We start from the raw sequence: 459 nt of genomic DNA, 5'->3' as shown, positions 1-459 counted from the left end.
CACCGGCTCCGTGCTCAGGGCGAGCGCGGCCATCGCGAATGCCATCGAGATGGTGCAGGCGCGGATCGCGGCCTCGCCGCTCATGCGCTTGCGCAATTCGTGGATGTTGAGCGCGCCGATCACGGCGCCCATGCCGAAGGCGCCCAGCATGATGCCGTAGGTCTGCGCGCCGCCATGCAACAGGTCGCGCGCGACCAGCGGCATCAGCGCCATGATGGCGCCGCCGATCAGGCCCATCACCAGCGTGCGCAACAGCACGATCTTGATCGGCGGTGAATTGGTGATGTAGCGGAAGCCGGAGACCATGGCGCGGTTGAGTTTTTCGCGCGGCAGGCGGGAGGGTTCGGTGTTGCGGCGCCACAGCAGCAGCACCACCAGCAGCGGCAGATAGAGGATCGCGTTGCAGGCGAACGCGGCGACAGCGCCGAGCGAGGCGACGATGACGCCGCCGACCGCGGG

General features: G+C 68.4%; 1 protein-coding gene. It reads right to left on the bottom strand.

Annotated elements, in window-relative coordinates; genetic code table 11:
- Window positions 1-459, bottom strand: a 459-nt coding sequence (locus MOV75_RS41830; protein WP_247008739.1) for an MFS transporter, incomplete at both ends; no start/stop codon positions are given.

The organism is Bradyrhizobium sp. PRIMUS42 (assembly GCF_023006515.1).
Classification (GTDB): Bacteria; Pseudomonadota; Alphaproteobacteria; order Rhizobiales; family Xanthobacteraceae; genus Bradyrhizobium.
Note: the sequence above shows the minus strand (reverse complement) of the source record. Positions and strands in the feature narration are given on the sequence as shown.